This is a genomic window from Sandaracinobacteroides saxicola (assembly GCF_014117445.1).
Classification (GTDB): Bacteria; Pseudomonadota; Alphaproteobacteria; order Sphingomonadales; family Sphingomonadaceae; genus Sandaracinobacteroides_A; species Sandaracinobacteroides_A saxicola.
The window spans coordinates 1,891,748-1,914,324 of record NZ_CP059851.1 but is presented as its reverse complement, the minus strand read 5'-3'; the positions used below and the strand labels follow the sequence as shown (position 1 = coordinate 1,914,324).

The 22,577-nt window shown below is 68.8% G+C and carries 25 protein-coding genes, 1 tRNA gene and 1 pseudogene; 13 read left to right on the top strand and 14 right to left on the bottom strand.

From position 1 onward, the window contains the following. Positions 1 to 32: 32 nt before the first annotated feature. The gene (locus H3309_RS09625) at positions 33 to 965 is read left to right on the top strand and encodes a LysR family transcriptional regulator (RefSeq protein ID WP_182294523.1); all 933 of its coding nucleotides are present in this window, start codon (positions 33 to 35) and stop codon (positions 963 to 965) included. Positions 966 to 968: 3 nt separating this feature from the next. Here H3309_RS09625 and H3309_RS09620 read toward each other — a convergent pair whose 3' ends face one another. The 6 genes from H3309_RS09620 to H3309_RS09595 all read right to left on the bottom strand — a co-directional run bounded on the left by H3309_RS09620 (position 969) and on the right by H3309_RS09595 (position 4,290). Then, complete coding sequence (locus H3309_RS09620; RefSeq protein ID WP_182294522.1) at positions 969 to 1,475, bottom strand: hypothetical protein; 507 nt, start codon at positions 1,473 to 1,475, stop codon at positions 969 to 971. A 108-nt stretch (positions 1,476 to 1,583) separates the two neighbouring features. After that, positions 1,584 to 2,228, bottom strand: coding sequence for a GntR family transcriptional regulator (locus H3309_RS09615; RefSeq protein WP_182294521.1), 645 nt, complete (start codon positions 2,226 to 2,228; stop codon positions 1,584 to 1,586). Between the two features lie 242 nt (positions 2,229 to 2,470). Further along, positions 2,471 to 3,043 (bottom strand): 50S ribosomal protein L9, encoded by a 573-nt coding sequence (gene rplI, locus H3309_RS09610; RefSeq protein ID WP_182294520.1) that lies wholly within the window; start codon positions 3,041 to 3,043, stop codon positions 2,471 to 2,473. Between the two features lie 10 nt (positions 3,044 to 3,053). Beyond that, the gene (rpsR, locus tag H3309_RS09605; RefSeq protein ID WP_182294519.1) at positions 3,054 to 3,278 is read right to left on the bottom strand and encodes a 30S ribosomal protein S18; all 225 of its coding nucleotides are present in this window, start codon (positions 3,276 to 3,278) and stop codon (positions 3,054 to 3,056) included. Continuing rightward, on the bottom strand, positions 3,278 to 3,718 hold the full coding sequence (rpsF, locus tag H3309_RS09600; protein WP_182294518.1) for a 30S ribosomal protein S6: 441 nt from the start codon (positions 3,716 to 3,718) through the stop codon (positions 3,278 to 3,280). The genes rpsR and rpsF overlap by 1 nt, the downstream gene beginning before the upstream one ends. A 101-nt stretch (positions 3,719 to 3,819) precedes the next feature. Continuing rightward, the gene (locus tag H3309_RS09595) at positions 3,820 to 4,290 is read right to left on the bottom strand and encodes a TspO/MBR family protein (protein WP_182294517.1); all 471 of its coding nucleotides are present in this window, start codon (positions 4,288 to 4,290) and stop codon (positions 3,820 to 3,822) included. 48 nt (positions 4,291 to 4,338) lie between these two features. Between H3309_RS09595 and bchI the strand changes: the two genes are divergently transcribed. Both bchI and H3309_RS17565 read left to right on the top strand, forming a co-directional pair. After that, positions 4,339 to 5,343, top strand: coding sequence for a magnesium chelatase ATPase subunit I (bchI, locus tag H3309_RS09590; protein ID WP_182294516.1), 1,005 nt, complete (start codon positions 4,339 to 4,341; stop codon positions 5,341 to 5,343). A 10-nt stretch (positions 5,344 to 5,353) separates the two neighbouring features. Continuing rightward, positions 5,354 to 6,952, top strand: coding sequence for a VWA domain-containing protein (locus tag H3309_RS17565; protein ID WP_256400418.1), 1,599 nt, complete (start codon positions 5,354 to 5,356; stop codon positions 6,950 to 6,952). Between the two features lie 83 nt (positions 6,953 to 7,035). Here H3309_RS17565 and H3309_RS09580 read toward each other — a convergent pair whose 3' ends face one another. The 3 genes from H3309_RS09580 to H3309_RS09570 are packed head-to-tail and all read right to left on the bottom strand — an operon-like array spanning position 7,036 to position 8,833. Further along, positions 7,036 to 7,668, bottom strand: coding sequence for a CoA transferase subunit B (locus tag H3309_RS09580; protein ID WP_182298625.1), 633 nt, complete (start codon positions 7,666 to 7,668; stop codon positions 7,036 to 7,038). Between the two features lie 14 nt (positions 7,669 to 7,682). Next, positions 7,683 to 8,129: a hypothetical protein gene (locus tag H3309_RS09575; protein WP_182294514.1), complete on the bottom strand. Its 447-nt coding sequence runs from the start codon at positions 8,127 to 8,129 to the stop codon at positions 7,683 to 7,685. Beyond that, positions 8,126 to 8,833 carry a CoA transferase subunit A gene (locus tag H3309_RS09570; RefSeq protein ID WP_182294513.1) on the bottom strand — a complete coding sequence of 236 codons (708 nt, stop codon included), beginning with the start codon at positions 8,831 to 8,833 and terminating at the stop codon, positions 8,126 to 8,128. The genes H3309_RS09575 and H3309_RS09570 overlap by 4 nt, the downstream gene beginning before the upstream one ends. Before the next feature lie 78 nt (positions 8,834 to 8,911). Here H3309_RS09570 and H3309_RS09565 point away from each other — a divergent pair, with 78 nt between their 5' ends. Continuing rightward, positions 8,912 to 9,541: a histidine phosphatase family protein gene (locus tag H3309_RS09565; protein WP_182294512.1), complete on the top strand. Its 630-nt coding sequence runs from the start codon at positions 8,912 to 8,914 to the stop codon at positions 9,539 to 9,541. Positions 9,542 to 9,660: 119 nt separating this feature from the next. After that, positions 9,661 to 10,905 (top strand): MFS transporter, encoded by a 1,245-nt coding sequence (locus H3309_RS09560; RefSeq protein ID WP_182294511.1) that lies wholly within the window; start codon positions 9,661 to 9,663, stop codon positions 10,903 to 10,905. A 48-nt stretch (positions 10,906 to 10,953) separates the two neighbouring features. Here H3309_RS09560 and H3309_RS17290 read toward each other — a convergent pair whose 3' ends face one another. The 3 genes and pseudogenes from H3309_RS17290 to H3309_RS09545 form a co-directional block, all read right to left on the bottom strand. After that, on the bottom strand, positions 10,954 to 11,661 hold the full coding sequence (locus tag H3309_RS17290) for a PEPxxWA-CTERM sorting domain-containing protein (RefSeq protein ID WP_182294510.1): 708 nt from the start codon (positions 11,659 to 11,661) through the stop codon (positions 10,954 to 10,956). Between the two features lie 165 nt (positions 11,662 to 11,826). Beyond that, a pseudogene (locus H3309_RS09550) lies at positions 11,827 to 12,003 on the bottom strand (plasmid stabilization protein); the annotation flags it as partial. 48 nt (positions 12,004 to 12,051) lie between these two features. After that, positions 12,052 to 12,426, bottom strand: coding sequence for a VOC family protein (locus tag H3309_RS09545; RefSeq protein WP_182294508.1), 375 nt, complete (start codon positions 12,424 to 12,426; stop codon positions 12,052 to 12,054). A gap of 117 nt (positions 12,427 to 12,543) precedes the next feature. On the opposite strand from H3309_RS09545, the gene rlmN reads away from it, so the two are divergent. From rlmN to H3309_RS09510, 7 genes are all read left to right on the top strand, one after another. Then, entirely contained in the window at positions 12,544 to 13,740 is a 1,197-nt protein-coding gene (gene rlmN / locus H3309_RS09540) for a 23S rRNA (adenine(2503)-C(2))-methyltransferase RlmN (RefSeq protein WP_243453678.1), read from the top strand. Then, positions 13,731 to 14,423, top strand: coding sequence for a phosphoglycolate phosphatase (gph, locus tag H3309_RS09535; RefSeq protein ID WP_243453677.1), 693 nt, complete (start codon positions 13,731 to 13,733; stop codon positions 14,421 to 14,423). Before rlmN ends, gph begins: the two co-directional genes overlap by 10 nt. A 10-nt stretch (positions 14,424 to 14,433) precedes the next feature. After that, entirely contained in the window at positions 14,434 to 15,054 is a 621-nt protein-coding gene (locus tag H3309_RS09530) for a LolA family protein (RefSeq protein ID WP_182294507.1), read from the top strand. A 278-nt stretch (positions 15,055 to 15,332) separates the two neighbouring features. Continuing rightward, entirely contained in the window at positions 15,333 to 16,601 is a 1,269-nt protein-coding gene (locus H3309_RS09525) for a hypothetical protein (protein ID WP_182294506.1), read from the top strand. 42 nt (positions 16,602 to 16,643) lie between these two features. Continuing rightward, on the top strand, positions 16,644 to 17,432 hold the full coding sequence (locus tag H3309_RS09520; protein WP_182294505.1) for an exodeoxyribonuclease III: 789 nt from the start codon (positions 16,644 to 16,646) through the stop codon (positions 17,430 to 17,432). Then, a complete protein-coding gene (locus H3309_RS09515; protein WP_182294504.1) occupies positions 17,381 to 18,454 on the top strand; it encodes a GTP cyclohydrolase II in 1,074 nt (357 codons plus the stop codon). The genes H3309_RS09520 and H3309_RS09515 overlap by 52 nt, the downstream gene beginning before the upstream one ends. Next, a complete protein-coding gene (locus tag H3309_RS09510; RefSeq protein ID WP_182294503.1) occupies positions 18,451 to 18,942 on the top strand; it encodes a L,D-transpeptidase family protein in 492 nt (163 codons plus the stop codon). The genes H3309_RS09515 and H3309_RS09510 overlap by 4 nt, the downstream gene beginning before the upstream one ends. A 114-nt stretch (positions 18,943 to 19,056) precedes the next feature. Here the strand turns inward: H3309_RS09510 and H3309_RS09505 are convergent, their stop codons facing one another. Next, positions 19,057 to 20,748, bottom strand: a complete 1,692-nt coding sequence (locus H3309_RS09505; protein ID WP_182294502.1) for a DEAD/DEAH box helicase — start codon at positions 20,746 to 20,748, stop codon at positions 19,057 to 19,059. A gap of 96 nt (positions 20,749 to 20,844) precedes the next feature. Here H3309_RS09505 and H3309_RS09500 point away from each other — a divergent pair. After that, a tRNA-Arg gene (locus H3309_RS09500) sits at positions 20,845 to 20,921 on the top strand. Here the strand turns inward: H3309_RS09500 and H3309_RS09495 are convergent. Next, on the bottom strand, positions 20,892 to 22,577 hold the full coding sequence (locus H3309_RS09495) for a recombinase family protein (protein ID WP_182294501.1): 1,686 nt from the start codon (positions 22,575 to 22,577) through the stop codon (positions 20,892 to 20,894). The two genes, H3309_RS09500 and H3309_RS09495, sit on opposite strands and share 30 nt — an antisense overlap.

The window sequence follows — 22,577 nt, the reverse complement described above, 5'->3', positions numbered from 1 at the left end:
CGTTTCTGCGTTCCAGAAGTGGAACGTTACGGATGATCCGGCATCTGGAAGAGCTCGCGGTGTTTGCACGGGTTGGTGAACTTAAATCCATCTCGGCGGCGGCGCGGGCGCTGCGGATGCCGAAATCCAGCGTCAGCCGGGCCGTTGCCAGGCTGGAACAGGAGTTGCAGGCCCGGCTGGTGGAACGGTCCAGCCGGGCCCTGGTTCTGACGGAGGCGGGAGCCGGGTTGCTGGGCCATGCGCAGGCGATGGTAGTGGAGGCGGAGAATGGTTTTGCCGAGATCGCGGCGCGCCAGGGGAACCCACGCGGACTGTTGCGGGTGGCGATGCCGGCGACGATGGCGCGTTCCATCCTGGCGCCGGAGCTGCCTGGGTTTCTGCGGCGCTATCCGGATGTGGATCTGGCGGTAACGGTGACCGACCGGCTGGTGAACCCGGTGACCGATGAATATGACGTGGTGGTCCGGGCCGGATGGCTGGAGGATTCGAGCGTGATCGTACGCAAGGTCGCGGCGATCGAAATGGGTCTGTTCGCCAGTGTTGGCTATGTGGCGGCGCATGGGATGCCGCTGACCATCGAAGCATTGCCTGCGCATGCCGTGATCGGACTGAGCCTGCCGGGTGCCCGGACGCTGACGTTGAGCCGTCAGGGACGCCAGGTCGAAGTGCCGATGGCGCGGCGGTTCAGCAGCAACGATCCGGTGGTGGCGGCGGAGATGGTGCGGGCCGGGCTGGCGATCGGGCAGCTGGCGCGCTGGTTCATCGCGCATGACGTGGCGGCGGGGCGGATCGTGGAGGTTTTGCCCGATTGGGCGCTGGAGGATCCGCCGGCGCTTTACGCGCTCTATCCAAGCCGGACAGCCATGCCGCCGAAGGTCCGGGTGTTTCTGGAGTTCATCACGGACGTGGCGAACAGGGTGCAGCGAGGCGACGCCGGCCCGCATCCGGAGCGGCCGGTGGTTTGAGCGTCAGTTCAGCAGTTTTTCGGTGAGGATGATGGCGAAGGCGAGGGCGGTGAGGAGGAGGCCGACGATGGTGAGGCGGATGCTGTGGGTGAGGAGGCTGCGCTGCTTGTCGATGGAGGTGCAGTAGGCGGCGTAGAGGCGCTGGATGAGGAGGTCAGGGCGGGCCTCCAGGCCGTCGCCGGAGAATTCCTCGCCGATGGTGATGGCGATGACGGTGACGAGGCCGGAGAGGGCGAGGAGCGCGATGGCGACGAGGGTGAGCAGGGTTTGCAATGGCTGCTGCGCGGCGTCGAGCGCGAGCGGCGCGCCGGGGGAGGCGACCATGGGCTGGATGGCGGTGCCGATGAGCAGGGCATCGAAGGCGAGGATGGCGCCGAGGCGGATGGAAAGGTCCAGATCCTTGTTCTGGAGCAGGCGGAGGTCGGCATCGACATCCTGGAAGCCGGGGTCGCTGCGCGCGTCCTGATAGAGGCGGAGGAGGGCGCGGGTGAAGAGCGGGGCGCGGGGCATGGCAAGAGGGTGGCAGAGGTTGCGGCGGGCGGGAAGGGGGGGGTGGTGGCCCCCTCCCGCTCGCTTCGCGAGTCGCCTCCCCCGAGGGGGGAGGGGCTGGCGCTGGGATCAGCCGGGTGTGTTGGCGATGGCGGTCTGGAAGCTGTGGGCGGCGCGGCGGATGTGGGCGGTCATGACGGCGCTGGCCCAGGCGGCGTCCTGGGCGGTGAAGGCGGCGAGCAGTTCCTCATGCTCGGCGTGGCTGCGGACGAGGGCGGCGCGGTCGTAGCGGTGGGCGGTGCGGCGGACGACGGGCTGTTCGACGAGGGCGGCGAGCATGGCGGCGAGGCGGGGGGAGGCGGCGGCGGCGAGGATGGCGGCGTGGAAGGCGCGGTTGTGGTTGAGGAAGGCTTCGGTGTCGTGCGCGTGCGCGGCGGTGTGGAGGTCGGCGTTCAGCGTGCGCAGCGCGGCGATGGCGGCGGGCGCGATGCGGGTGGCGGCGCGGGCGGCGGCGTGGGATTCGAGGAGGCCGCGGAGCGTGAACATCTCGCCGATGTCGTCGCTGCTCCAGTCCGCGACGAAGCTGCGGGAGCCATCGGTGCGGCGGACGAGATATTCGGCTTCGAGGCGGCGCAGCGCTTCGCGCACGGGGGTGCGGCTGACGCCGGTGAGCGCTGCCAGCTCCTCCTCTCGCAGCGGGGCGCCGGGGGGCCATTCGCCGCCGGTGATGCCGGCGCGGATGCGGGCGTAGGCGGTGTGGGAGGCGCGGGACATGGCGGGCCTGTCAGCTGCGGGGTGTCAGGCGGGTGATAGGGGGTGGGGCGGGAATTGTATACAGGGGGGCAGGGCGCGTGTGGCCCGCTTTGCCTGGACGCACCCCGGCTGCGTTGCGCGGAGTTGCCCCTGCCTTCCTTGTTCGGGGCGCTCGCACCCACCGCGTGAATCGGGCTCGCTTCGCTCGCACCCACCCCTGCCCCTCCCTTCTCCGCTGCGCGGGAGGGAGGGGAGATTCAGCATCAGCCGTCGTTGTCCAGGCTGGCGCCCTGGAGGTCGGCGGTGGGGGCGTCTTCGGTGAAGCCGCTTTCCTCGCGCTCGAACATGTCGGCGGTGACGTCGACGCCCTTGGCCTGAAGTTCGGCTTCCTCGGGCGAGCGGGCGACGTTGACCTTGATGGTCTGCGCGACTTCGGCGTGGAGGGCGATTTTCACGTCGCTGAGGCCCAGCGCCTTGATCGGCTTGTCGAGCACGATCGCCGATTTCGGCACCTTGTGGCCGGCGGCCTCGAGCGCCTCCGCGATGTCGCGGCTGCTGACGCTGCCGTAGAGCGCGCCGGCGTTGGAGGCCTGGCGGATGAGGATGACGGTTACGTCATTCATCTTGGCGACCTGCTTTTCGGCAGCGGCTTTCTTGGCGGCGTTGTCGGCGACGATCTGCGCCTTGTTGGCTTCGAACTTCGCCTTGTTGGCGTCGGTCGCGCGCAGCGCCTTGCCGCGGGGCAGCAGGAAGTTGCGGGCGAAGCCGGGCTTCACGCTGACGACGTCGCCGATGTGGCCGAGCTTGGCCACGCGTTCCAGAAGGATCACATCCATGGGGCCGTCCTTACTTCACGAGGTAGGGCAGCAGGCCCAGATGGCGGGCGCGCTTGATGGCTTGCGACAGTTCGCGCTGCTTCTTGGCGGAGACCGCCGTGATGCGCGAGGGGACGATCTTGCCGCGTTCGGAGACGAAGCCCTGGAGCAGGCGCACGTCCTTGTAATCGATGACGGGCGCGTTCGGGCCGCTGAACGGGCAGCTCTTGCGGCGGCGGAAGAAGGGACGTGCCATTACCAGGCTCCTTGCTCACGGGGGGCGCGCGGGGCGCCACGGTCGCCGCGATCGCCACGGTCGGGGCGGTCGCCGCCGCGGTCACCGCGGTCACCGCGGTCGCCGCGTTCGGCACGGTCGGCCTTGCGCATCATGGCGGACTGTTCGGTCTCCAGCTTGTCGACGCGGATGGTCATGTAGCGGATGACGTCTTCGTTCAGCGCGACCTGGCGTTCCAGTTCCTGCACGGCGGCGGCGGGCGCCTCGATATTGAGGAGCACATAGTGCGCCTTGCGGTTCTTCTTGATGCGGTAGGCGATGCTGCGCAGGCCCCAATATTCCTGGGATGCGACGGCGCCTTCGTGATCGCTGATGATCTTCTGGAAGCCCTCTGTCAGGGCCTCGACCTGCGCGGGGGCCAGATCCTGGCGCGCGAGGTAGACATGCTCGTAATACGGCATGGGTGCTTGCTCCTCCCGATCGCTGACGCACGCCCATCGCGCGCCCCTCCGGGTTTCTTGAAGGGCGGGGCCATAGCGGGGGATCAGCGATTGGGCAAGGATTATCGAGCAAAAGGTTTATTGAGTTGCACGATCTTCCAGTTGAGGACGGCGGCGAAGCTGACCCAGGCGAGGTAGGGGGCGATCAGCCAGGCGGCCTTGGGGGCGAAGGGGGCGGTGAAGAGGATGAGGGCGAGGATGGAGGCCCAGAAGGGAATGATTTCGAGGAGCGCCCAGTCGGGCCGTTTCAGTTTGAAGAAAAGCGGGCTCCAGGCGAAGAACAGCGCGGCGTTGAGGCCGTAGAGGATCAGCACCCACGGTTGCGTGGCGGCGTCGGCGGCGCGCCAGGCGGTGACGGCGGACCAGGCCCAGCCGATGAGCAGCAGCGTCCAGGCAGGACCGAAGAGCCAGTTGGGCGGGTTCCACCAGGGCTTTTTCAGGTTGCGGTACCAGGCGCCGATTTCGGTGAGCAGGCCGCCGCCGGCGCCGAGGACGATGGCGGTGCCGCCGGCGATGATCCATTCGGTGTCCACGACTGTCCTTTCGATTGCGCCGCTGTGTCGCGCTGCTACCTATAGGGGATGAAGGCGAAATTTCCATTCTCCGCCATCGTGGGCCAGAACGCGATGAGGCAGGCTTTGTTGCTGGCGGCGGTGGAGCCGCGGCTGGGCGGGGTGATGGTGTTCGGCGACCGGGGGACGGGGAAATCCACCGCGGTGCGGGCGCTGGCGGCGCTGCTGCCGCCCATCAAGGTGGTGGCGGGGAGCCGTTATAACGCCGATCCGGCGGAGCGCGAACGCTATCCGGATGCCGGCGAGCTGAGGCACGCGAAGGCGGTGGAGGCGCCGGTGCCGTTCGTGGACCTGCCGCTGGGGGCGACCGAGGACCGGGTGCTGGGGGCGCTGGACCTGGAGCGCGCGCTGGTAAGCGGCGAGAAACGATTCGAGCCGGGGCTGCTGGCGCGGGCGCACCGGGGGTTCCTGTATATCGACGAGGTCAACCTGCTGGAGGATCATCTGGTCGACCTGCTGCTGGACGTGGCGGCGAGTGGCGAGAATCTGGTGGAGCGAGAGGGGCTGAGCGTGCGGCATCCGGCGCGCTTCCTGCTGATCGGCAGCGGCAATCCGGAGGAGGGGGAGTTGCGGCCGCAGCTGCTGGATCGCTTTGGCCTGTCGGTGGAAGTGACGACGCCGACCGACATGGCGGAGCGGGTGGAGATCGTGCGGCGCTGCGATGCGTTCGACCGCGATCCGGACGCCTTCATGGCGCGGTTTGCCGATGCCGAGGCGGCGACGCTGAAGGCGCTGGCGAAGGCGAAGAAGGCGCTGGGGAAGGTGGTGGTGCCCGATGCGATGCTGGAGCGGGCGACGCGGCTGTGCATGGCGGTGGGGGCGGATGGCCTGCGGGGTGAGCTGACGCTGATGCGGGCGGCGCGGGCGGCGGCCGCGCTGGAAGGGAAGAAGGCGGTGGGGCCGGCGCATCTGGCGGCGGTGGCGCCGAGTGCGCTGCGGCACCGGCTGCGGAAGAATCCGCTGGATGACAGCGGATCGACGGCGCGGATCGAACGGGCGCTGGCCGCATTGTGAGGCAGATGCCGTGAGCGAGGCGCTGGCAGATGCGGAAGCGTCAGCCGCGATGCTGGCGGCGGATGCGGGGCTGCGGGGCGTGGTGCTGCGGAGCGACGGTGGCCCGGTGCTGGAGGGCTGGCTGGCGGCGTTGCGCGGGCGGCTGCCCGAAGGGGCGCCATGGGTGCGGGTGCCGGGGAGTGTTGAGCCGGAGCGGCTGACGGGGGGCGTCGATCTGGCGGCGACATTGGCGGCCCGGCGGCCGGTGATGGCGGCGGGGTTGCTGGCGGGGGCGGACGGGGGTGTGCTGTTGGTGCCGGGGGCGGAACGGCTGGAGCCGGGGGTGGCGGCGACGATCGCCGCGGCGATGGATGCGGGGGCGGGATTCCGGCTGGTGCTGATCGATGAGGGGGTGGAGGAGGATGCCGGCGTCGCGCCGGTGCTGGTGGAGCGGGTGGGGTTGATGCTGGACCTGCGGGGGTTGCGGGTGGCGCCGTCGGGGTGGCCGGTGGCGGGGCGGGCGGATGCGGCGCTGCCGGCGGGGGCGGTGGAGGGGTTGAGCGCGGCGGCGGCGGCGCTGGCGATCCCGTCCCTGCGGCCGCTTTTGTTTGCGTGTCGGGCGGCGCGGGCAGCGGCGGGGTTGTTCGGGCGGGCGGAGGCGGGCGAGCAGGATCTGGCCCGGGCGGTGCGGCTGGTGCTCATGCCGCGGGCACGGGCGTTGCCGGGCGCGGCGGCGGCGGATGCACCGCCGTCGCCACCGGACCCCGGGGATGCGCCGGAGGACAGCGGTGAGGCCGCGCTGGCAGAGATGCTGGTGGAGGCGGTGCGGGCGGCGCTGCCGGCGGGGCTGCTGGCGGCGCTGGCGGCGGGGCAGGCGCCGCGGGGCAGCAGCGGCGGGCGGGGGAAGGGGCGGGAGCGGGCGGCGCCGGCCAATGGCCGGCGCGGGCGGGTGCGGATGGGGGCGCCGCGGGGCAGCTGGCGGCTGGACCTGGTGGAGACGCTGAAGGCGGCGGCGCCCTGGCAGGGGCTGCGCGGTGGCCGCGGCGGGGTAATGCGCGTGTCGAAATCGGATTTTCGCGTGCGGCGGCGGTTGCGGCGGGCGGGGGCGACGACGCTGTTCGTGGTGGATGCGTCGGGATCGAGCGCACTGGCGCGGTTGAACGAGGCGAAGGGGGCGGTCGAGCTGTTGCTGGCCGATGCCTATGTGCGGCGGGACGAAGTGGCGCTGATCGCCTTCCGCGGCGAGGGGGCGGAGCTGCTGCTGCCGCCGACGCGGAGCCTGGCGCGGGCAAAGCGGGCGCTGGGGGACATGGTGGGGGGTGGGGGCACGCCGCTGGGCGCGGCGATCGAAGCCGCGGCGGCGGTGGCGCGGGCCATCGTGGCGCGGGGGCGGCAGGCGCAGGTCGTGTTCCTGACCGATGCGCGGGCGAACGTGTCACGCGGAGAGTTGCCGGCGGTGGAGGATGCGCTGGCGGCGGCGCGGGGATTGCAGGGATTTTCGGTGGTGCTGATCGACAGCTCGACGCGGGTGCGGGCGGAGGGCGTGGCCCTGGCGGCGGCGATGGGGGCGCGGCACGTGGCGTTGCCGCGGGCGGATGCGGCGGCGATCAGGGGGGTGTTGGCGCGGTAGCGATTTTGTGCCGGTTTTGCTGGCCCCCTCCGCTCGGCTGCGCCGAGTCGCTCCCCCGTGCCGGGGGAGAGGTGGTATCGGGCTTAGCGAATGAAGGTAGCGGTGGTTTTGGCGGCGACGTCGGTGGCGGTGACGCCGGGGGCGGTTTCGCGGAGGCGGAAGGGGCTTTGGCGATCGGGGCGGTCGAACACGGCGAGGTCGGTGATGAGGACATCGACGACGTTGCGGCCGGTCAGCGGCAGGGTGCAGGCGGGCACGAACTTGGGCGCGCCCTTCTTGTCGGTATGCTCCATCATGACGACGATACGACGGGCGCCGGCGACCAGATCCATGGCGCCGCCCATGCCTTTCACCATCTTGCCGGGCACCATCCAGTTGGCAAGGTCGCCGTTTTCCGCGACCTCCATGGCGCCGAGGATCGATAGGTCCATGTGGCCGCCGCGGATCATGGCGAAGCTGTCGGCGCTGCTGAAATAGGCGGTGCGGGGGAGTTCGGTGATGGTCTGCTTGCCGGCGTTGATGAGGTCGGGGTCTTCCTCCCCCTCATAGGGAAAAGGCCCCATGCCGAGCATGCCGTTTTCGGATTGCAGGGTGATGTCGAGGCCGCCGGCGTGGTTGGCGACCAGCGTGGGCATGCCAATCCCGAGGTTGACGTAGAAGCCGTCGCGCAGCTCGGCAGCGGCGCGGGCGGCCATCTCGTCGCGGGTCCAGCCGATCGTTTGGAGGGACATCATGCGGTTCCTTTCAGGCTCAGGGCGGGCCAGGCGAGCCAGGTGCCGATGGCGTAGGCGAGGCCGTAGATCAGGACGATCAGCGATGACCATGTGAGAAAGGGCGTGACGACGTCGGGCATGAAGATCATCGCGTGGAACAGCACCAGGCCGCGCAGCAGGTAGATGGCGCTGATCACCACGAGGCCGGTGCGCAGCAGGGGGAGCCGCATGATCCATCCGGCGCCGGAAAAGGCATAGGCCGCCCAGGCCAGCAGGATGCTGGCGATGCCGAGCGTGATGACCGTCGGCTGCCAGGCACCGCGTTCGGCCATCCGTGCCATCGCCTCTCCCGCACCGAAGAAGCGGTACCAGGAGGGGCCACCGAAGATGACGCCGACATGCAGGATGGCGGCGGCGGCGCTGAGGACGCCGCCCGCCGTCAGCCAGGCGGTGCCCTGATTCATGCTGTTTCGCGCGGGCGAACGGTGCGCTGTTCGATGCGCTTTTCGAACGTCGCCTGGACGAGGCGCTGGACATAGACGCCGGGCGTGTGGATCGCGTCCGGGTCGAGGCTGCCTTCGGGGACGATCTCCTCCACCTCGGCGACGGTGACACGGCCGGCGGTGGCGGCCATGGGGTTGAAGTTGCGCGCGGTCTTGCGGAAGATGAGGTTGCCGCTGGTGTCGGCCTTCCATGCCTTCACGATGGCGAGGTCGGCGCGGATGCCGCGCTCCAGGATGTAGGTTTCGCCGTCGAACTCCTTGTGCTCCTTGCCCTCGGCAATCAGCGTGCCGACGCCGGTGCGGGTGTAGAAGCCGGGGATGCCGGCGCCGCCGGCGCGGATGCGTTCGGCGAGCGTGCCCTGCGGCGTGAACTCCAGCTCCAGCTCGCCGGCGAGATACTGGCGTTCGAACTCCTTGTTCTCGCCGACATAGCTGCTGATCATTTTGGCGACCTGGCGGGTTTCCAGCAGCTGGCCGAGGCCGAAGCCATCGACGCCGGCATTGTTGGAGACGATGGTGAGGCGCTTGACGCCGTGCGCGCGGATGGCGGCGATGCTGTTTTCCGGAATGCCGCACAGGCCGAAGCCGCCCGAGACGATGGTCATGCCGTCGAACAGCAGGCCGTCGAGTGCGGCGGCGGCGGTGGGGTGGATCTTGTTCGCCATGGGCACGCTGATAGCCGCCCCACGCGACTGCGAAAAGGGGGAGGGGGCGGGGGATTCAACTTCGTGGGAAGGGGAACGATGGGTGTGATCTATCTGGCGCGGCACGCGGAGACGGTGTTCAACCGGGCGGCGCGGATGCAGGGGAATGACGCGCATACGCCGCTGACGCTGGCGGGTGTGATGCAGGCCGATGCGATGGGGGCGGCGCTGGTGGCGCATTTCGCCGCGAGCGGCGAGGCGGTGCCGCCGATCTGGTGTTCGACGGCCGGACGGACGCAGCAGACCGCGGCGATCGTCGCCGATCATCTGGGGGTGGATTTCTTCGCCATCCGGCAGGATGCGCGGCTGCGGGAGATCGAGGTGGGGCGCTGGACCGGGCGCAGCTATGCCGAGATCGTGGCGGCGGAGGGGCCGATCCTGGACCTGGATCGGCGGTTGTTCCGGATGCCGATTCCGGGCGGCGAGAGCTATGCCGACATCGCGGTGCGGTTGCGGGACTGGATGCGGGAGGCCGGCGAGGGGCCGATGCTGGTGATCAGCCATGGCATGACGGCGCGGGTGCTGCGCGGGATTCTGGTGGGCGGGCCGGATTATGGGGGCGTGCCGATCGCGGTGGATGTGCCGCAGGGGACGGTGATGCGGATCGACAAGGGTGCCGAGGTGCCGCTGGTGGTGGGGAGCGGGGTGGCGCGGATGGGGGCGGCTTAGGTTTCCCCCTCCGTCACTCGCTACGCTCGTGCCACCTCCCCCACACGAGGTGGGGGAGGATGGGCAGGCGGTTGACAGGGCGCGGCGTGGCGGGGAGGCTGTGCCGGGGGAGAGCGTTCATGCAGCAGGGGGTGGTGGCGGAAGCGCGCGGCGCGCGGGGGGCACGTTTGTTGTGGCTGGCGCTGCTGGCGCTGTTCCTCAGCTATGTCGACCGGGGCCTGCTGCCGGTGGCGGGGCCGGCGATCTCGGACAGTTTCGACCTGTCGGCGACGCAGTTCGGCCTGGCGGTGTCGGCGTTTTTCTGGGTCTATGCGCCGTTCCAATATGTCTCGGGCTGGCTGGTCGACCGCCATCGGCTGTATCGGCAATATGCCGGCGGCGTGGCCTTGTGGGGCCTTGGAACGGGTGCGATCGCGCTGGTGACGGGGCTGGGCGGGCTGGTGGCGGCGCGGCTGCTGAAGGGGCTGGGGCAGGCGGTGACCTTTCCCGCCATGTCCAAATTCATCCTGCGGCATGGTGAGCCGCACTGGCAGGCGCGCTGGAACGGGGCGATGATCGCGGCGATCGCGCTGGGGCAGGCGCTGTCGGCGCTGGCGGGCGGATTGCTGATCGCGGGGCTGGGGTGGCAGGCGGCATTCGTGGTGGCGGGGGCGGTGACCCTGCTGTGGCTGTGGCCCTGGCACCGTGCGACGGCGGGGCTGGCGGAACCGGTGGCGGCGGTGGTTGCGGGGCCGCGCGTGTCCTATCGCGCGATTGTCGGCACGCGGGCGCTGTGGTCGGCGTCGGCCGGGCATTTTTCCGGCAATTATGTGCTGTATTTCGTGATTGCCTGGTTGCCGCTGTTTCTGGTGCGGGAGCGCGGACTGTCCACGAGCGAGATGGCAGTTCTGGCGGGCGGCATCTTCTGCGCGCAGGCGGTGGGGGCGCTGCTGGCGGGGCAGGTGGCCGACCGGTTCGTGGTGGGGCGGGCGGACGAATCCTGGCGTCGCAAGGCCCTGATGATCGGCATCTACCTCAGCTGTGCGGCGGCGCTGGTCGTGGCGGGGACGGCGGCGTCGATGCCGGTCATCGCGCTGGCCCTGGTCTTGACCGCGGCGACGGTGGGGGCGGGGGGCGCCTTGCTCTATGCGATTTCGCAGTGTTTCGCGGGGCCGGCGGCGGCGGGGCGCTGGGTGGGGGTGCAGAATGGCACGGCGAACTTTTCCGGAATCGTCGGGCCGGTCATCACGGGGATGCTGGTTGACGCGACCGGCAATTACAGCGCGGCGTTCATGCTGGCGGCGCTGTTAGCGGTGGCCGCGGCGCTTTGCTGGTCCGTGCTGCTGCCGGCGATCAGGCCGATCGAATGGGCGCGGCAGCCATAGGACGATGCCGGCCGGGTTGCCCCGACCGGCATCGCCGGATGGTGTCGATCAGGCCGCGAGCGTCTTGCGGCGCCGCATGGCGACACCGACCAGCCCGAAACCGGCGATGAGCATCGCCCATGTGGCGGGCTCGGGGACGGCGTTGGCGGCGAGGCTGAAATTGTCGATCGCCCAGCTTTCGTCGTTGCCATATTGGAAGCCGGCACCGCCGGCGGCGATGGTCATGCCCCAGGTGTTGGTGCTGTGCGCGAAGCTGAAGGCACAGCGGTAGGTGGCATCGACGAAGCCATTGCCGACCGTGTTCGAGCCGCTGCTGAGGAGCGAGCAAGTGGGCGCGATGACGGTGTTGCTGCCGGATTGGTTAGGCACGGTCCACTGCATCGGGGCCATGCCATCGATGTTGACGAACAGCCAGTCGGGCGTGACGCCGGGGACGCCATTGTCGCTGTCCCAGCTGTCGACGAAGGTGATGTCGAAGCCGAGTTCGAGACTGGTGTGGGCCCCGAGGCCGGTGGCGTCGAAGATGGTGGTGCCGGGCGTGGTGTTGCGGAAGAGCGATGTGCCCGAACCGGGGACAGAGCCGCTGCTTTCGATGGTGCCGCCACCGAAGGTGACGCCGAGGCTGCTCCAGGGAAAGGGGCCGGTGGTTTCGAAATAGCCGCTGTCGAAGCTGGTGGACCAGATGTTGACGGCGGCGGAGGCCGGGGCGGCGATGGCCGCGATGGCCGCGAGGGCGGCGAGGGCGACGAGGCGCATGTGCAGGACTCCCGTTAAGGCCCGACTGGATCAGGGCTGTATCATCCACCATGCAATTCATGCGCCAAGTGACCAATATGAGCAAACACAATAGGTTAACATTTATTCACTGCTGCCGGTTGTAAGGGATGCCGACGCACAGGGTGACAGGGAGCGAACTCAAGCCGACCGCTTTCGGCCTGATCCGCTCTTTTTGCCGCCGCCGTCCTGCTTGTTGACGGTGGCCCAGGCGCGGGCTTCCGCCTCCGCTTCGGGAACACCGCGTTCCTCGTAGCTTTCGGCGATGTGCGCGGCCTTGCGTTTCTGTTTGTCGGAGTAGGCGGCCTTGTCACCCTGGGGCATGGCTTCTCTCCTGCCGCGATGAAGCGCGCGGGAGGGCTGTGGTTCCCGTCAGCCGGGCAGGCGCCAGGGCGGGAAATGCTGGTTGGTGCCGGCATGGTAGAGCAGGATGCGGTTGCCCGCCGGGTCGGTGACCTGGGCAGTGCGCCAGAGGTAGCTCTGGTCGGTGGGCGGCCAATCGAAGCGGAGGCCGTTCGCGGCGGCGGCGGCGTGGGCGGCGTCGACATCGTCGGCGGCGAGGAAGATCTCGGCGGTGCCGGCGCGCGCGTCCGGGGTGACCTCGATGGAGAGGGTGCTCTGATCGTCGACGGCGAAGCGGGCGTAGCGCGGTTCGGCGAGCACGATGAGCTGGAGGCCGAGCGCGCGGTAGAAGGCGAGGCTGGCGGCGAGGTCTTGGGCGGGGAGCGTGACATGGTTGAGGCGCATCGAGAGGGTCCTTTCGATGGTCCATGCCGACCCGCCGGCCTCGTGCGGAGGTTGGTGATAGGATAGCAAATGGCGCGTGGCTGGCAAGAGGTCAGGCTTTTCGCTATGGCGGCGGCCATGGATACCGAATTGATGACGATTGCCGGCGCGGTGGACCCGGTGCCGGTGCCGCGGACGATGCCGGCGGGTGACGGCCGCGTGGACCTGGTGGGACTGGCGCGGGCCGATGTGGCGGGCGCGCTGGTCGCGGCCGGCGTGGCGGACGCGCGCACCGCGAAGATGCGGGCGCGGCAGCTGTGGAGCTGGATCTACAACCGCGGCGTGACCGAGTTCGCGCTGATGACCGATATCGCCAAGCCGATGCGCGAGGCGCTGGAGCGGGCGTTCGTGGTCGGGCGGCCGGAGGTTGTGACGGCGCAGGTGTCGACCGACGGGACGCGCAAGTGGCTGCTGCGCAGCGGTGGCGAAGAGTATGAGATGGTGTTCATTCCGGATCATGACCGGGGGACGCTGTGCGTGTCGAGCCAGGTGGGGTGCACGCTGAACTGCCGCTTCTGCCACACCGGCACGATGAAGCTGGTCAGGAACCTGACCGCGGCGGAGATCGTGGGGCAGGTGATGCTGGCGCGGGACAGTCTGGGGGAATGGCCCTCCAGCCCGGATGGGCGGTTGCTGACCAACATCGTGATGATGGGGATGGGCGAGCCGCTGTACAATTTCGAGAATGTGAAGGCGGCGCTGAATATCGTGATGGATGGCGATGGCCTGGCGCTGTCGAAACGGCGGATCACGCTCTCCACATCCGGCGTGGTGCCGATGATGGCGCGCGCCGGGGAGGAGATCGGCGTCAATCTGGCGGTGAGCCTGCACGCGGTGACCAAGGAGGTGCGGGACGAGATCGTGCCGCTGAACAAGCGCTATGGGATCCAGGAACTGCTGTCAGCCTGCGCGGCATACCCTGGGGCGAACAACGCGCGGCGCATCACCTTCGAATATGTGATGCTGAGGGACAAGAATGACAGCGACGCCGATGCCGAGGAGCTGGTGCGGCTGATCCAGTCCTATCGGCTGCCGGCGAAGGTGAACCTGATCCCGTTCAATCCCTGGCCGGGGGTGGGCTATGAGACCTCGACGCCGGAGCGGATCGCGCGCTTTTCCGACATCATCTATCGCGCCGGGATTTCGGCGCCGGTGCGCACGCCGCGCGGGCGGGACATCATGGCAGCCTGCGGCCAGCTGAAGAGCGCCAGCGAGAAGGTGAGCCGGGCGGAACTGGACCGGCGGGCGGCGGAGAAGGAAGCGGCGTGGGTTTGATCTATCCGCGGACGCTGGTGTTCGATCTGGACGGGACGCTGGTGGACACCGCCGATGACCTGGCGGCGGCAATGAACCATGGCCTGGCGACGGTGGGGCGGCCGGGGCTGCCGGTGGCAGCGGTGCGCCCGATGGTGGGACAGGGCGCGCGCAAGCTGCTGGAGAAGGGGCTGGCGGCGAGCGGCGGGGGTTCGGACGCGGAGATGGAGGCGGCGTTCTGCGCCTTTTTCGAGCATTATGCGGCCAATATTGCCCGGCACAGCCGGGCATTCGAGGGGGTGGAGCCGACGCTGGATCGGCTGTCCGCGGCGGGCTGTGTGTTGGGCATCTGCACCAACAAGCCGATCGGGCTGACCCGGCTGCTGCTGGCGGCACTGGGGTGGAGCGGGCGGTTCGCGGCCGTGTTGGGGGCGGACAGCCTGGGCGTCCGCAAGCCCGATCCCGAGCATCTGTGGGCGACGATCCGCGCCTGTGGCGGCGAGGCTGGCGACGCCGCGTTTGTGGGGGATTCGATGACCGACGCGCTGACGGGCCAGGCGGCGGGCGTGCCGACGGTGCTGGTGACGTTCGGATTCTCGGTGGAGCCGGTGGCGAGCCTGCCGCATGATGCGCTGATCGATGACTTTGTGTTGCTGCCGGGGGTGCTGGCGGCGTTCAAGGCGCGTTCAAGCGTTGCCGCGTAAGCCCTCGCCGATGAGACAATTTTTTCTGATGGCGGCGCTGGTCGCGGCGCCCGCGGCGGCGCAGGGCGTGTCTTTGGCGGAGGTGCAGGCGGCGCTGGTGGCGACGACCAGCATGACGGCGGATTTCGTGCAGACCGCCGGCAACGGTTCGCAGGCGCGGGGCGTGATGAGCCTGCAGCGGCCGGGGCGCATCCGCTTTGACTATGGGCCGGGCGCGCGCATCCTGGTGGTGGCCGACGGGCGCAACCTGAGCTTCATCGATTACAAGGTGGGACAGGTGAGCCAATGGCCGGTGAAGGCGACACCGCTGGGCGTGCTGCTCGATCCCAGGGCCGACCTGTCGCGGGTGGCGCGGGTGCTGCCCGACAGCGAGGTGCCGGTGCCGGGGATGGTGGGGGTGGTGGCGAGCGACCCGAAGCGGCCGGATCTGGGGCGGATCACCTTTTTCCTGTCGAGGAGCGCCGGCGCGCCGGGGGGGTTGGCGCTGGCCGGATGGCGGGTGGTGGATGCGCAGGGGCAGCAGACGCAGGTGCAACTGAGCAATATCGTGTGGAACCCGGCGATTCCGGCGGGGCGCTTTGCCTTTGTCGACCCGCGCCGTCGGCTAATGCCGCCGGGAAAGGGCGGCTGAAGAATTTTTTGCCTGCCATTCAGTTTCAGGCAAGGTTGGTCGTTCTAAAAGATGTTCACGAGGACGGGCCGCCGGTATTTGCCCCCTGTTGACCGGCTCCCTCACTTCTCGTTGCGTGACGAACGCAAAACCGGCGCCCGCTGCATGCCCCCGCAGCGGGCGCCAAATTTTTGTGCGCACCGTCCGTCGATCATGGCCCCAATAAGCCGGTTGACAGATTGTCGCAGGGGTATATCATAAAGTTCATAAATGGGTCGCATCGGACTGGGGAGGTTACGATGCGGATACTGGTTTTCCTGACATTGGTGATGATTGCCGGTGGCGTGCAGGCGCAGCGCGAAGCGCGGGCGCCGGGCGTCTATGGGCAGGTGGTGCATGTCTATCATGGGCTGCCGGTGAATGCCGACCTGAAACCGGTGAAGGTGGATGCCGAGCGGTTGATGGCGGCGGTGGTGGCGCTGGAGGCCATGGCGGGGCAGGTGCGCGCGAAGGATTACCAGCGCAACCGGGAGATGCTGCTGGCGATTCCGAAGGCGGCGAAGCTCGGAGGTGCCGAGGCGCGCTACATGACCGATTTGCTGCGGCTGGTGGCGGTCGAGCCGGTGGCGCGGGCGCTGAAGGTGCCGCAATGGCGGCTGGACTATCTGCTGGAGGCGCAGAAGGTGGCGCTGCTGGATCGCCATCAGTTGAAGGCAATTCCGCGGATCAACCGGGACTATCTGCGCGAATTCCGCTTCCCGCGCGAGATTTTCGAGCGGGTGGTGATCTGCTGTCTGGACATCAGCTGGATGGTCGACACGGCCTATACGCGCGACTGCCGCAAGGAAGGCGTGCCGATCCCGCCGGACTGGGGCAATGCCGCCTGGGTGAAGCGGCCGGGCAGCCAGCCGCAGAACCGGCTGTTCCTGCAGGCGGGTGATCCCGTGGAGGTCTGGACCTATACGCCGCCGGCGGGCGGTTCGGCGGGGGGATGCATCGCCCTGCCGCGCTGGGACAGCCCGGCGAAGACAGGGGTGACGCTGGGCGTGATCTGCCAGAGTGCGACAACCTCGAAGGCGTGCATCTGGGACAACCGGTTGCGCGGTGGCGGGCCGACCTTCGTGCCGACGACACCGTCGCAGCGGCGGATCGCCAGCACCTGGACGGATGGCTATGACCCGGCGCTTTCGGGCGGTGGCAAGTGCGTGATGTGCCATCGCGGCGACAATGTGTTCCTGCTGCATCCCAACACGGCGCTGGGCAATCGCGACGGCAGCGTGCCGGCGGCGACCGACCTGCCGTTCACCACGGCAGCGGCGGCGAAATATACGCTGGTGAACAGCCTGGGCTGGAGCAACCCCGCCAATGCGACCCTGGCGGGCGGCGGCGGGTGCAAGAGTTGCCACGGGGTTGGCAGCATCACCGTGGAACGCGCCAGCTATTGCGCGATCCTGAAACAGGCGGCGCAACGGGAGATGCCGAACCCGACGTCGCCGGCCGGCTGGGCGTCGCCCTCGGCGGGATACAGCGCGCACATCAACGCCATGAAGGCGGAATGCGGGCCATGATAGGGGGGTGACGGCTGCCACGCGCGGTTTTACACCGGGGGCATGAGCTTCAGGATTGCCAGCTGGAACATCAACAGCGTTCGGGCGCGGATCGGGATTGTCGAGCGGTTGCTGCGGGAGCAGGCACCGGACGTGCTGTGTTTGCAGGAGACGAAGTGCGAGGACGCGCTGTTTCCGCACGCCTCGTTCGCGGCGATGGGTTACCCGCATGTCTATCCGGCCGGGCAGCGGATGCATCATGGCGTGGCGATCGTCAGCAAGGTGGCGTTGACCCCCAACAACCGTTTCGACTGGCAGGACAATGGCGAGGCGCGGCATGTGGGGGTGCGGCTGCCGAATGGCGTGCTGCTGGAGAATGTCTATGTGCCGGCCGGGGGGGACATTCCCGATCGGACGGTCAATCCCAAGTTCGGGCAGAAGCTGGATTTCCTGGGGCGGATGACGCGCTGGAGCGAGGGGCTGCGCGAGCCGAGCATCGTGCTGGGCGATTTCAACATCGCACCCTTGCCGGAGGATGTGTGGGATCACAAGGCGTTGCTGGACGTGGTGAGCCATACGCCCGTCGAAGTGGAGACGCTGGCGGCGTTGCAATCGAGCCATGGCTGGGCGGATTTGGGGCGGCTGTTCGTGCCACCGCCGGCGCGGCTCTACACCTGGTGGAGTTACCGCGCGGCGGACTGGGCGGCCTCCAATCGCGGTCGGCGGCTGGATCATGTCTGGTGCTCGCCGGAGGTGCGTGGCAGCGCGCGGGCGGTGACGACGCTGGTGGCGGCGCGGGGATGGGAGAAGCCCAGCGACCATGTGCCGTTGATCGCGGATTTCGACTTTTGAGCGAGTTGGAGGTCGCGCGCGGGGTGGATGACCTGCGGCGCGGTGAAATCGTGGTGGTGCGCGACGGCGATGTGGCGCTGAGCGTGCAGGCGGTGGAGCGCGGCGGGGCGCTGGCGGGTGCCGACCTGCTGATCACGCCGGAACGCGCCGCGACACTGAAGATCGTCAACCAGCGGGCGGCCGCCGGCGCGGGGGCGGTGCGGCTGGCACGGGCGGCGTGGATGGAACCGCACGCCGTGGCGGACCCGGTGGATGACCTGGCGACGCCGTTCAAGGGGCCGTTTCCGTCTGTCGATCTGGGGCCCGCCGAGCGGGCGGCGACGGCGGCCCTGCGGCTGGCGAAGCGGGCGGCGCTGCTGCCGGCGTTGTTCGTGCGCGATGGCGCGGTGGCGGACACACTGGTGGTGGACGCCGCGGAGGTGCTGCAATGGCGACGGGCGGCGGCGCTGGATGTGGTCGCGCGGGCGCGGCTGCCGCTGGCGGCGGCGCCGGACACGCAGGTGGTGGCGTTCCGCAGCCGGCATGAGGGTGGCCCGGATCATCTTGCGCTGATCATCGGCTCGCCGGGTGACGTGCCGCTGGTACGGCTGCATTCGGCCTGTCTGACGGGGGACCTTCTGGGCAGCCTGAAGTGCGACTGTGGCCCGCAGTTGCAGGCGGCGATCGCGCGGATCGCGGCGGAGGGCGGCATGCTGCTCTATCTGCAACAGGAAGGGCGGGGCATCGGGCTGCTGAACAAGCTGCGCGCCTATGCGCTTCAGGACCAGGGGTTCGATACGGTGGACGCGAACCTGCGGCTGGGCTTTGCCGAGGACGAGCGCGACCTGGAGCTGGGGGCCGCAATGCTGGGCAAGCTGGGGGTGGCACGCATCCGCCTGCTCACCAACAATCCGCTGAAGGTGGGGGCGTTCGAGGCCGGCGGGGTGCATGTGGTGGAGCGGGTGTCGCATGTGCTGCCGGCGAACCCGCACAACGCCGCCTATCTGGCGACCAAGCGCGACCGGCAGGGGCATCAGCTGTGATCGTGGCGGAGGGCGTGCTGCGGGCGTTCGGGGAGGCGGTGCCGTGCGTGACCGGGCGGGGTGGCGTGGTGGATGCAGCGGCGAAACGGGAGGGGGATGGCGCGACGCCGCGCGGGACCTGGGCGTTGCGGGGCGTGCTGTTGCGGCCGGACCGGGTGGCGGCGATGCCGCTGGTGCTGCCGTGGCGCTGGCTGCGGCCGGCGGACGGCTGGAGCGACGGGGTGGATGATCCCGCCTACAATCGCCCGGTGGTGCATCCGCACCGGTTTTCGGCCGAGCGGCTGTGGCGGGATGATGCGGTGTATGATGTGATTGTCGTGCTGGGCCATAATGATGCGCCGGTGGTGGCCGGGGCGGGGAGCGCGATCTTCTGGCATCTGATGCGGGATGATGGTGCACCGACGGAAGGGTGCCTGGCGGTGCGCCGGGAGGCGATGCTGGGGTTGTTGCCGCGGCTCAGGGCGGGGATAGCGGTGACGGTGGTTTGAGCCGTTGCGTGGATGCCCCCTCCCGTTCGCTTGCGCGAGTCGCCTCCCCCACAAGTGGGGGAGGCGCTTTCTGGTTCTGACATGAGCCCTCACCCTCCCGGATGCGGGAGAGGATTACTTTGGACGGATGAAGCGGTTGGTTTTGGGGCGGGGGCGGTCGTGGGCGGGGCCGTGGGCGCGCGCCGGGGGACCGTGGGCGGGAATGATGCGGATGGCGCCTTCGGGGGATTTGTCCTCGCCATGGGTGCGTTTCAGGGCGTCGGCGAAGCGTGCGGCGAGCGCGCGCGGGATTTCGAACGCGGTTTCCTGCGCGCTGATGCGAATGGCGCCGATGTCGGCCTTGGTGATGTGGCCGCGGCGCGCGATGAGCGGGATGATCCAGCGGGGGTCGGCATTCTGCTGGCGGCCGACGTCCATGCGGAACCAGACCGTGTCCTCGAAGCCGGGACGCGGCAGGTTGCGGTCGGGGCGTTCGGCGCGGGGTGGCGGGCCGCCGGCATCGAGCAGGTCCTCGACGGCGGGCAGTTTCGCGCGGTGGATGCGGACCAGCGCCGCGGCGATCTGTTCAGGCGTGCGCTCGGCGAGCAGCCGGCCGGCAAGTTCCGTGTCGTTGTCGTCGGCCTCCGCCGGGAGTTCAAGGAGGGTGTCGAGCAGGCGGGCATGATCCTGGGCCCGGATGGCGTCGGGAGAGGGGACGGGGAGCCATTGCGCCTCTACCCGGGCGTTGCGCAGCATCGCCTCGGTACGGCGGCGCGCAGGGTAGGGGACGATCAGGACGGCGGTGCCCTTTTTCCCGGCGCGGCCGGTGCGACCGGAGCGGTGTTGCAGGATTTCGGCATCGCGCGGGAGTTCGACATGGACAACGAGCGAGAGGTTGGGAAGGTCGATGCCGCGCGAGGCGACGTCAGTCGCAACGCAAATGCGGGCGCGCCGGTCGCGCAGCGCCTGGAGGGCATGGTTGCGTTCGGACTGGCTATGTTCGCCGGACAGCGCGACGGCGTCGAACCCGCGTTCGACCAGGCTGGCGTGGAGGTGGCGGACATTGTCGCGGGTGGCGCAGAACAGTATCGCCGTGGGTGCCTCGTGGAAGCGCAGCAGGTTGACGACGGCGTTCTCGATATCCGCCGGGGCGACGGTGACGCACTGGTAGGCAATGTCGCCATGGCCGCGGTCCTCGCCGGTGGTGGCGATGCGCAGGGCATCGCGCTGATAGCGTTTGGCGAGCGCGACGATGGGACGGGGCAGGGTGGCGGAAAAGAGGAAGGTGCGGCGGGTATCGGGCGTGGCGTCGAGCAGTTGTTCGAGGTCCTCGCGGAAGCCCATGTCGAGCATTTCGTCGGCTTCATCGAGCACGGCGACGGCGATGCCGTTCAGGATGAGGGCGCCGCGTTCGAGATGGTCGCGCAGGCGGCCGGGGGTGCCGACCACGATGTGGGTGCCGTGGTGAAGGGCGCGGCGCTCTTTCGATGCGTCCATGCCGCCGACGCAGGTGGCGATGCGCAGGCCGGTGGCGGCGTAGAGCCAGGCGAGTTCACGGCTGACCTGAAGCGCCAGTTCGCGGGTGGGCGCGATGACGAGCGCAAGCGGCGCGCCGGCGGGGGGTGCGCAGCCATCGGTATCGAGCAGTTGCGGTGCCATGGCGAGGCCGAAAGCGATGGTCTTGCCGGAGCCGGTCTGGGCGGAAACGAGGAGGTCCCGCGTTTCGGCACCGGGTTCCAGGACCGCGGCCTGGACGGGGGTGGGGGCGGCGTAGCCACGGTCGGCAAGCGCCGTCATGAGCGGTGCGGGGAGGCTGTTGAAAGGCATAGGGTGCGCCCCATGCCCCAGAATGGCGGGAAAGGCGAACGGCAAGTGCTGGCCGGGTTGACTTTGGCGGCGGCATTTGCGCATTGGCGCGGGGAAGCACCCGTAGCTCAGCTGGATAGAGCGTTGCCCTCCGAAGGCAGAGGTCACAGGTTCGAATCCTGTCGGGTGCACCATTTCGGTTCAAAACCACGAACGCCTAGCACCGCCGCCTCTACGCCAGAGGCGGCGGTCAAGGTTCGGAGCAGTTCGCTGCGCTGACCGCGAATGCGGACCTCGGTCTTGCTGATCACCTCGACTCGCTGCGCGACGGCCCGGATATGGTCGCGTGCATACGACCCATCGTTGTTGCGCAGCTTCTTCCGGGCCGCCTTCGCGAACGCCCGAAGGCTTTCCGCTGTGATCGTAGGCCCGATCTTTTCGATGTGCGAGACCGCCCGGTCCGCGTCTCCTCTGGCCTGATCGCGCGTCACCGCCAGTTCGGCAATGCGATCCTTAAGCGACGGATCGCTCATATCGAGCACGCCGTTCTCGATTGCTTCGTAGAGCCGCTTGAGCTTCGCTTCGGCTTCTGTCGCTCGGCGCTCAAGATCAGCGACATGGAGGCGGCGCTGGGCCACCCAGTCGTCCCTGCGTTCGAGGATCTGGTCCATCAGCGCCTCCAACCGCGCGGGTTCAAGGAGCCGCTTCTCGATATGCGCGATCACGGCGTCGTTCAGCCGGTCCATGGGCACGGTGATCCCGGGGCAGCCCTTCACGCCTTGTCGTGCCTTTGTCGCACAGGTGTAGTAGCGATATTCTTTGCCGGTATTGCTGGTCCCGGTCCGCAGCGTCATCGCGCCGCCGCAGCAGGCGCAGAAGCATATGCCTGTCAGCAGTGTAGGACCACCCACCGCCATCGGCGGCATCATCTTCGGGCTGCGGGCCTTCAACGATCGTTGCACGGTCTCGAACTCGGCCTCGGAAACGATGGCAGGCACCTGCATGATCGCATGCTCGCTCTCGGGCTTTGGCCGCCGGGTCTTGTGGTCGCGCGTGTTGAACCGATGCTGGCCGATATAGGTCGTGCGGGTCAGTATCTGGTGGACCGCGCCCACACCCCACCGCCCGCCATCACGGGTGCGTATGTTGTTCTCGTTTAGCCAGCTTGCGATCGCCTTCAGCCCCATCGGCCCGCGATCTTCGACCCCGTTCAGCGCCATCCGATAGATACGCCGTACCGTCTCCGCTTGGATCGGATCGATCTCCAGTGCCTTCTTGATCTTCGCCCCGCGCTGCCCGGCTGCCACGATCCTGTAGCCGATCGGTGCCCGTGCGCCATTCCAGAAGCCCTGCCGGGCGTTCTCGTTCATGGCGCGCAGGGTGTGCTTGCCGTTCTCTTTCGACTGATACTCGTCGAACAGGGTCATGATCTGCCGCATCATGACGCTCATCGGATCATCGCCAAGGTCCTGGGTGATCGAGACAAGCCTGACCCCGTTCTTGGCCAGCTTGCGGACGTAGAACTCGAATTGGAACTGATCGCGGAAGAAGCGCGAGAAGCTGTGAACGACGATCACGGTAAACGCAGGCGGCTTGCTCATCGCCGCTTCGATCATCGCCTGGAATGCAGGTCGGCGATCATCCGTGGCCGTGTTGCCCGGCTCAACGAATGTATCCGCGACCTCCCAGCCGCGTGAAAGGCAGTAGCTCTCGATCTGGCGACGCTGGTCGGGGATCGAGAGGTCGCTTTCAGCCTGTTTGCTGGTCGAAACGCGCAGATAGAGCGCAGCGCGTGCGGTGACCGCAACCGACGCCTCGTCCTGATCCGATCGGCGGGCGGCGCTGGTCAT

Excerpts from the sequence above, each read along its gene's own strand:
- rlmN (WP_243453678.1), top strand. The coding sequence starts at position 12,544 with ATGGATACCGAATTGATGACGATTGCCGGCGCGGTGGACCCGGTGCCG.
- H3309_RS09620 (WP_182294522.1), bottom strand. The coding sequence starts at position 1,475 with ATGCCCCGCGCCCCGCTCTTCACCCGCGCCCTCCTCCGCCTCTATCAG.
- H3309_RS09520 (WP_182294505.1), top strand. The coding sequence starts at position 16,644 with ATGAGCTTCAGGATTGCCAGCTGGAACATCAACAGCGTTCGGGCGCGG.
- H3309_RS09575 (WP_182294514.1), bottom strand. The coding sequence starts at position 8,129 with ATGAATCAGGGCACCGCCTGGCTGACGGCGGGCGGCGTCCTCAGCGCC.
- H3309_RS09525 (WP_182294506.1), top strand. The coding sequence starts at position 15,333 with ATGCGGATACTGGTTTTCCTGACATTGGTGATGATTGCCGGTGGCGTG.
- H3309_RS09495 (WP_182294501.1), bottom strand. The coding sequence starts at position 22,577 with ATGACCAGCGCCGCCCGCCGATCGGATCAGGACGAGGCGTCGGTTGCG.
- H3309_RS09545 (WP_182294508.1), bottom strand. The coding sequence starts at position 12,426 with ATGCGCCTCAACCATGTCACGCTCCCCGCCCAAGACCTCGCCGCCAGC.
- H3309_RS09615 (WP_182294521.1), bottom strand. The coding sequence starts at position 2,228 with ATGTCCCGCGCCTCCCACACCGCCTACGCCCGCATCCGCGCCGGCATC.
- rplI (WP_182294520.1), bottom strand. The coding sequence starts at position 3,043 with ATGGATGTGATCCTTCTGGAACGCGTGGCCAAGCTCGGCCACATCGGC.
- H3309_RS17290 (WP_182294510.1), bottom strand. The coding sequence starts at position 11,661 with ATGCGCCTCGTCGCCCTCGCCGCCCTCGCGGCCATCGCGGCCATCGCC.
- H3309_RS09505 (WP_182294502.1), bottom strand. The coding sequence starts at position 20,748 with ATGCCTTTCAACAGCCTCCCCGCACCGCTCATGACGGCGCTTGCCGAC.
- bchI (WP_182294516.1), top strand. The coding sequence starts at position 4,339 with ATGAAGGCGAAATTTCCATTCTCCGCCATCGTGGGCCAGAACGCGATG.
- H3309_RS09515 (WP_182294504.1), top strand. The coding sequence starts at position 17,381 with ATGGGAGAAGCCCAGCGACCATGTGCCGTTGATCGCGGATTTCGACTT.
- rpsF (WP_182294518.1), bottom strand. The coding sequence starts at position 3,718 with ATGCCGTATTACGAGCATGTCTACCTCGCGCGCCAGGATCTGGCCCCC.
- H3309_RS09530 (WP_182294507.1), top strand. The coding sequence starts at position 14,434 with ATGAGACAATTTTTTCTGATGGCGGCGCTGGTCGCGGCGCCCGCGGCG.
- H3309_RS09565 (WP_182294512.1), top strand. The coding sequence starts at position 8,912 with ATGGGTGTGATCTATCTGGCGCGGCACGCGGAGACGGTGTTCAACCGG.
- H3309_RS09625 (WP_182294523.1), top strand. The coding sequence starts at position 33 with ATGATCCGGCATCTGGAAGAGCTCGCGGTGTTTGCACGGGTTGGTGAA.
- H3309_RS09560 (WP_182294511.1), top strand. The coding sequence starts at position 9,661 with ATGCAGCAGGGGGTGGTGGCGGAAGCGCGCGGCGCGCGGGGGGCACGT.
- H3309_RS09570 (WP_182294513.1), bottom strand. The coding sequence starts at position 8,833 with ATGGCGAACAAGATCCACCCCACCGCCGCCGCCGCACTCGACGGCCTG.
- rpsR (WP_182294519.1), bottom strand. The coding sequence starts at position 3,278 with ATGGCACGTCCCTTCTTCCGCCGCCGCAAGAGCTGCCCGTTCAGCGGC.